The sequence below is a fragment of the Mycobacterium sp. TH-M103 genome (assembly GCF_057473785.1).
The window spans coordinates 1-6,537 of the sequence record NZ_JBYCLG010000273.1 but is presented as its reverse complement, the minus strand read 5'-3'; the positions used below and the strand labels follow the sequence as shown (position 1 = coordinate 6,537).

At 68.2% G+C, this 6,537-nt stretch carries 7 protein-coding genes; 2 read left to right on the top strand and 5 right to left on the bottom strand.

Features of this window, described 5'->3' with window-relative positions:
* Positions 1-305: ferredoxin (gene fdxA, locus AC2VOR_RS15415; RefSeq protein WP_486964066.1), on the bottom strand; the 305-nt coding region annotated here is incomplete at its 3' end.
* Between the two features lie 32 nt (positions 306-337).
* Positions 338-1,750 (bottom strand): FAD-dependent oxidoreductase, encoded by a 1,413-nt coding sequence (locus AC2VOR_RS15410; RefSeq protein WP_369738145.1) that lies wholly within the window; start codon positions 1,748-1,750, stop codon positions 338-340.
* Between the two features lie 80 nt (positions 1,751-1,830).
* Here AC2VOR_RS15410 and AC2VOR_RS15405 point away from each other — a divergent pair, with 80 nt between their 5' ends.
* Positions 1,831-2,775, top strand: a complete 945-nt coding sequence (locus AC2VOR_RS15405; protein ID WP_369738146.1) for a LysR family transcriptional regulator — start codon at positions 1,831-1,833, stop codon at positions 2,773-2,775.
* A gap of 16 nt (positions 2,776-2,791) precedes the next feature.
* On the opposite strand, the gene AC2VOR_RS15400 is transcribed toward AC2VOR_RS15405, so the two are convergent.
* From AC2VOR_RS15400 to AC2VOR_RS15390, 3 genes are read right to left on the bottom strand one after another with little or no spacing between them, the layout of a single operon-like run.
* Positions 2,792-3,508, bottom strand: a complete 717-nt coding sequence (locus AC2VOR_RS15400; RefSeq protein WP_369738147.1) for a sirohydrochlorin chelatase — start codon at positions 3,506-3,508, stop codon at positions 2,792-2,794.
* On the bottom strand, positions 3,505-4,248 hold the full coding sequence (locus AC2VOR_RS15395; RefSeq protein WP_369738148.1) for a phosphoadenylyl-sulfate reductase: 744 nt from the start codon (positions 4,246-4,248) through the stop codon (positions 3,505-3,507). The genes AC2VOR_RS15400 and AC2VOR_RS15395 overlap by 4 nt, the downstream gene beginning before the upstream one ends.
* A 44-nt stretch (positions 4,249-4,292) precedes the next feature.
* Positions 4,293-5,960 (bottom strand): nitrite/sulfite reductase, encoded by a 1,668-nt coding sequence (locus AC2VOR_RS15390; RefSeq protein WP_369738149.1) that lies wholly within the window; start codon positions 5,958-5,960, stop codon positions 4,293-4,295.
* A gap of 488 nt (positions 5,961-6,448) precedes the next feature.
* Between AC2VOR_RS15390 and AC2VOR_RS15385 the strand changes: the two genes are divergently transcribed.
* On the top strand, positions 6,449-6,537 hold an 89-nt coding region (locus AC2VOR_RS15385; RefSeq protein ID WP_486964067.1), incomplete at its 3' end, for an FAD-binding protein.

Here is a 6,537-nt window from a genome sequence, read left to right as displayed (position 1 = left end):
TCCAGGGCTTTGACCGGGGCGGGGTCGTTCTCGGTCAGCCCGACCTTCGACGCCCCGCCCGGCGAACCGAGCTCGGCGAAGAAGTCGGCGTTGATCTGGGTGTACTCGCTGTACTCGGCGGGCAGATCATCCTCGTAGTAGATCGACTCCACCGGGCACACCGGCTCGCAGGCACCGCAGTCGACACACTCGTCGGGGTGGATGTAGAGCATCCGCGCGCCCTCGTAGATGCAGTCGACGGGGCATTCCTCGATGCATGCCTTGTCTTTGATGTCGACACAGGGTTCGGCGATCACGTATGTCACAAGAGGTTCCTTCCTAATCAGCGGAACGGCTGTCAGCCGTGGGCTATCCGCAGTAGCTCGGACAGGTTGGCCAGCTTGGCGCGGGGGCGACCGTGGGCCTCGCCGGCCTCGCGCTCGAAGCGGTCGATCAGCTGCCAGTGCTCGGCGGTGACCAGCTGCGGCTGACGCGAGGCCAGCCACTCGGCGAGTTCGTCGGAGTAGTCGGTGCCGTGCTCGGCCTGACCGGATTCGCGCGCCGCTTGCAGGTCGGCGAGCAGGGTGTCGACGGTCTCCTGCGAGCACTTCTTGTTGGTGCCGATCACCCCGGACGGGCCCCGCTTGATCCAGCCGGCCACGTATTCGTTGCGGCTGCCGTCGATCCGGCCGTTGTCGTGGGGGATCGTCCCAGACCTGTCGTCGAATGCCACGCCCGGGATGGCCACCCCTCGGTAGCCGACCGAGCGCACCACCAGCTGCGCGGGCAGCTCCTCGCGTGCGCCGGTGTCTTTGGCCACCATCCGGCCGTTGGCGTCGGTGACGAGCTCGTTGCGGCCCAGCACGATGCTCTCGACCCTGTCGGTTCCCTTGATCTCGATCGGAGAGGTGAAGAACCGCAACACGATTCGCCGCTTATCGGGATCGACCGTGCGGCCGGCGTACTCGCGCAGGATCTTGATGTTGTTCTTGGTGATCTTGCCGGCCGCGGCGGCGTCCTCGTCGGTGATGTTCTCCAGGTCGGCGGGGTCGACGACCACGTCGACGCCCTCGAGCTCGCCGAGCTCGCGCAGCTCCACCGTCGTGAACGCGGCTTCCAGGGGGCCGCGGCGGCCCACCAGCATCACTTCCTTGACGCCGCACGGGCGCAAGGTGTCCAGTGCGTGGTCGGCGATGTCGGTGACGGCCAGCACGTCGGGCTTGGTCACCAGCATGCGGGCGACATCGACGGCCACGTTGCCGTTGCCCACCACAACGGCGCGGGCCCCCGACAGGTCCGGCGCCATCTCCGCGAAGTACGGGTGCGCGTTGTACCAGCCGACGAAGTCCGTTGCGGCGACGCTACCGGGCAGGTCCTCGCCGGGAATCCCCAGCGCGCGGTCCGACTGGGCGCCGACGGCGTAGATCACCGCGTCGTAGCGTTCCGCGAGCTCGGCGGCCTGCACCTGCTCACCGACCCGCACGTTGCCGAAGAAGCGGAAACGGGGGTCCTCGGCGGTCTTCTCGAACTGCGCGCTGACGGACTTGATCTTGGGGTGGTCGGGGGCGACGCCGGAGCGCACCAGACCCCAGGGAGTGGGCAGCATCTCCAGCATGTCGATGGCGACATCGAAATTCTCGGAGCTGTCGGCGGCCTTCAGCAGCGACGCTGCCGCGAAGAATCCCGACGGACCGGAACCCACGATGGCGACGTGGTAGGGACGTCCCCGGTCCAGCGTCTGTGTCTGTGCCTCATTGGTTGGACGGGTCATGGTGTCCATGGTGGTAGTAGCGACAGGCCGCGAGTAGAGGTTTCGATGTTGTGGTGTCACAAGCTATCGTTGTGTCAACCATGCCGCTCAGCCCCCGCATGCCCGATCTGGCCTCGTTCGAGGTGTTTTTGGCGATCGCCGAAACGGGCAGCCTCGGGCGCGCCGCCCGCGAGCTCGGGCTGACCCAGCAGGCCGTGTCGCGGCGGCTGGCCTCGATGGAGGCCCAGGTGGGGGTGACGCTGGCGGTCCGGACCACCCGGGGCTCACAGCTGACGCCGGCCGGTGTGATCGTCGCCGAGTGGGCGACCCGCCTGCTCGAGCTCGCCGGCGAGATCGACGCGGGCATGAGCTCGCTGCGCAAGGAGGGCCGCGAGAAGATCCGGGTGGCGGCCAGCCAGACGATCTCCGAGCAGCTGATGCCGCACTGGCTGGTGTCGCTGCAGGCTGCGGCGGCCCGGCGCGGCGGTGCGTTGCCGCAGGTGATCCTGACCGCCACCAACAGCGAGCATGCGATCGCCTCGGTGCGCGACGGCACCGCCGACCTGGGCTTCGTCGAGAACCCGGGCCCGCCCAAGGGGCTGGGCACCGCTGTGGTGGGCCATGACGAGCTGGTGATCGTGGTGCCGCCCACCCACAAGTGGGCCCGGCGGTCGGGGGCCGTCACCGCCCGCGAGCTCGCGGAGACGCCGTTGGTCGCCCGCGAACCCCATTCGGGCATTCGGGATTCGTTGACCGCGGCGCTGTGTCACGCGCTGGGCGACGACATGCGGCAAGCGCCGCCCGTCTTGGAGTTGACCTCGGCCGCGGCGATGCGCGCGGCGGTGCTGGCCGGGGCGGGCCCGGCGGCGATGAGCAAGCTGGCGGTGGCCGACGACCTGGCGGTCGGGCGGCTGCGCGCCGTCCACATTCCCGAGCTGGACCTGCGGCGGCAGTTCCGGGCCATCTGGGTGGGCGGGCGCACCCCGCCCGCGGGGGCGATACGCGACCTGCTCAGCCACATCACCTCGGTCGGGCCGAAAAAGTGACGTGGGGCGGCGGGCGTCAGGCCGCGGTTTCCTCGGCCAGCGCCTGCTCGTAGCGGTCCAGCAGCGTCTCGGCGACCAGCGGGTGCGCGCCCAGCGGCGCCGCCATCGGGATGCCGTTCTCGCGCGCGTAGGTCGACACGCGGTCGGTGATCAGGCCCGGCGCCAAAAACCACGGCGCCACGAGGACCCGGCGGGCGCCGCGGCGCCGCAACCGGTGAACGGCCTGGGGCACTGACGGGTCGGGCCGGGTCGCGAAGGCGATCGTGGCTCCGGCCCAGCGGGTGCCGGCGGCCAGCATGGCGGGCACCTGCGCGGTGCGCGCGTTGACCGCCGCGTGCGACGAGCCGATCGCGACCACCACGACGCCGAGTTCCTCGTCGTGCGGTGACACCCCCACCTCGGCGAGTCGTTCGCGCACGACCGACACCAGCCGGGCGTCCTCACCGAGCACGTCGGCCTGGCGCACGCCCAGCGCGCCGGCCTCCGCGACCTGCTTAGGGATGTCCAGCCGCGCGTGGTACGCGCTGGCCAGCAAGAACGGGCTGATCACCGCGTCACGGCCGTCGGGCAGGCCGGCCAGCACGTCGGCGAAGTGCGGCGCGTTGAGCTCGAGGAACCCCAGCCGCACGTCAAGCCCCGGCCGCAAGCTCCTCAGCTGTTCGGCCACAGCGTGCGCGTTGGCGGCCGACCGTGGATCGCGGCTGCCGTGCGCGGTGAGGATCAGCGTGCTCACGAGCTATGCAGCCCGCATTCGATCTTGCCCTGGCCCTGCCAGCGTCCGCTGCGCGGATCGGCGCCCTCGGCGGGCTTGGCGGTGCAGGGGGCGCAGCCGATCGAGGGGTAGCCCTCGTCGACGAGCGGGTTGACCAGCACGCCGTGCTTGTCGATGTAGTTCTGCATGTCCTCGTCGGTCCAGGCGGCCAGCGGGTTGACCTTCACCAAGCCGAACGCCTCGTCGAAGCTCACGAACGGGGCGTTGGCGCGGGTCGGGGCCTCCACACGGCGGATGCCGGTAACCCAGGCGGAGTAGCCGCTCAGCGCCTTACGCAGCGGAACGACCTTGCGTAGGCGGCAGCACTCGTTGGGGTCGCGGGAGAACAGGTCCTTGCCCAGCAGCTCGTCCTGCTCGGCCACGGTGTGCTCCGGCGTGACGTTGAGGATGTGCACGTCGTAGACGGATTCGACCGCGTCGCGGGTGCCGAGCGTCTCGGCGAAGTGGTAGCCCGTGTCCAGAAACAGGATCGGCACGCCGGGGCGCACCTGGGCCGCCAGGTGCACCAGCACGGCGTCCTGCATGTTGGAGGCGACGATGTAGCGGCTGGTGGACCAGTCGCGCGGACCCTCGGCGGGACCGAAGTGCTCGTCGGTCCAGCGCAACATGTCCTCGGCGCTGGCGCCGTCGAGCTCGGCCGCGCCGCGCTCCGCCAGCTCACGCAACTGCTCCTCGGTGAAGTTGTTCACCACTTCGGTCATTTCGTTGTGTCCTTCAAGTCGTGAAAAGTGGGCTGGTCGTCGTGTTATCGGAGGTCGGCTTCCTCGGCGCGCAGCGCCCAGTTGGCGAACCGCTCGCCGTCCTCGCGCTGCTCGAGGAACTTGCGGGTCACCCGGTCGATGTAGTCGCCGAGCTCTGCGCTGGTGACCTTGTGCTGGCGCAGCTTGCGGCCGAAGTTGCTTTCGTCGCCCAGGCCGCCACCGAGGTGGACCTGGAAGCCCTCGACCGAGGTGCCGTCGCCGTTGTCGATCCACTGGCCCTTGAACCCGATGTCGGCGACCTGGATGCGGGCGCACGAGTTCGGGCAGCCGTTGAGGTGGACGGTGATCGGCACGTCGAGCTTGTCGTTGACGTCGGACAGGCGCTCTTCGAGCTCGGGGACCAGCGACTGGGCCCGCACGCGGGTCTCGGCGAACGACAGCTTGCAGAACTCGATGCCGGTGCAGCCCATCGTGCTCTTGCGCCAGTTCGAGGGGTTCGACGGCAGGCCGAGCTTGTCCAGCTCGGTGACCATGTAGTCGACCTTGTCGTCGGGCACGTCGAGGATGATCAGCTTCTGGAAGGGGCTGAACCGGGCCCGGTCGGAGCCGACCTCCTCCATGAGGTCGGCCACCTTCTGCAGGATGGTGCCCGAGACGCGCCCGGCGATGGCGGCCACGCCGATGGCATTCTTGCCGTTCTTGATCTTCTGCACGCCGACGTGGTCGATCGGGTGCTTCGCCGGCTCGGGTGCCGGGCCGTCGATCATCTTGCGCTTGAGGTACTCGGTCTCCATGACCTCGCGGAACTTCTCCACGCCCCAGTCCTTGACCAGGAACTTGATCCGGGCCTTGGCGCGCAGCCGGCGGTAGCCGTAGTCGCGGAACACCGCGGTGACGGCCTCCCAGACGTCGGGGACCTCGTCCAGCGGGACCCACACGCCGACGCGCTGGGCCATCATCGGGTTGGTCGACAGGCCACCGCCCACCCACAGGTCCATGCCGGGGCCGTGCTCGGGGTGGTTGACACCGATGAACGCCACGTCGTGGGTCTCGTGGGAGACGTCCTGCAGGCCCGAGATCGCGGTCTTGAACTTTCGCGGCAGGTTGGCGTAGTCGGGGTTGCCCAGGAAACGGCGGATGATCTCCTCGATGGCGGGCGACGGGTCGAGCACCTCGTCGAGCGAGTCGCCAGCCAGCGGGCTGCCGTGGATGCCGCGGGGGCAGTCGCCGCAGGCCTCGATGCTGGACAGGCCGACCGAGTCGAGCCGGCGCCAGATCTCGGGGATGTCCTCGATCTTGAGCCAGTGGTACTGCAGGTTCTCCCGGTCGCCGATGTCGGCGGTCTCGCGGGCGAACTCGGTGGAGATCTGGCCCATGACGCGCAGCGTGTTGGCCGACATCGGCTTGCCGTCGGAGCGCACGCGCATCATGAAGTACTTGGACTCGAGCTTGTCGATGTTCTCGTCGCCGGTCCAGCCGCCGTCATAGCCCTGCTCGCGCTGGGTGTAGAGGCCCAGCCACTTGAAACGGAACCGCAGGTCGGACTTGTCGATGCTGTCGAAGCCCTCTTTGGCGTACTTGTTGATCACCCGGTCGCGCGCGTTCAGCGGGCCGTCGTCGTGCTTGATCTGCTCGGCGTCGTTGAGAGGGTCGCGGCTTCCCAGCGCCCACTGGCCTTCATCTCGAGTCCTGGCGGGACGGGCTGTGGTCATATCGTCTCCTTCTCGAACATCGCCGGCGATGGATTACCGGCCTAAACCGCGCGCCGCACAGGTGATCATTTGGGCTGCACACCCCGCAGCACGCGCCTAAAAGCAGGCTAGCTCGACTTCAACAATTATGTTTGTCGGCAAGAGTTGCCCGCAGGCACAACATTGGACCTACGGGTCACAACATTCATGGTGCGCCGGTCAACAGCAGTTTAGTAGAGGTGTCCTTGTTGTGAGCCCACAAACCGACGTTGTGTGTGCGGCTTCACGTTGACGTTGGGACGGTTGTGCGTGACGTTGATCGGGGGCAGCGGAAGCGTTTGCCGGGCAATCGTTTTCGGCGACCGTGACCGTCATCTGGTCTCGGCGTCGCCGGTGTCGCCGGGGGGCGATCGCCGCCCAGGGCATTACTCTTGGAAAATGGCACGGTAATCGACTCCCAGTAGGCTCGCGTTTTTAACGGGGACGTGGGCCCTGGCTGAAAGGTTCGTATGAGCGCCGACACTGTTCACGACGTGATCGTCATTGGTTCGGGTCCCGCGGGTTATACCGCGGCGCTTTACACCGCGCGGGCGGAGTT

Bases quoted from the DNA above. Each gene is read 5' to 3' on its own strand.
- AC2VOR_RS15395 (WP_369738148.1), bottom strand. From the start codon at position 4,248: ATGACCGAAGTGGTGAACAACTTCACCGAGGAGCAGTTGCGTGAGCTG.
- AC2VOR_RS15410 (WP_369738145.1), bottom strand. From the start codon at position 1,750: ATGACCCGTCCAACCAATGAGGCACAGACACAGACGCTGGACCGGGGA.
- AC2VOR_RS15390 (WP_369738149.1), bottom strand. From the start codon at position 5,960: ATGACCACAGCCCGTCCCGCCAGGACTCGAGATGAAGGCCAGTGGGCG.
- AC2VOR_RS15405 (WP_369738146.1), top strand. From the start codon at position 1,831: ATGCCGCTCAGCCCCCGCATGCCCGATCTGGCCTCGTTCGAGGTGTTT.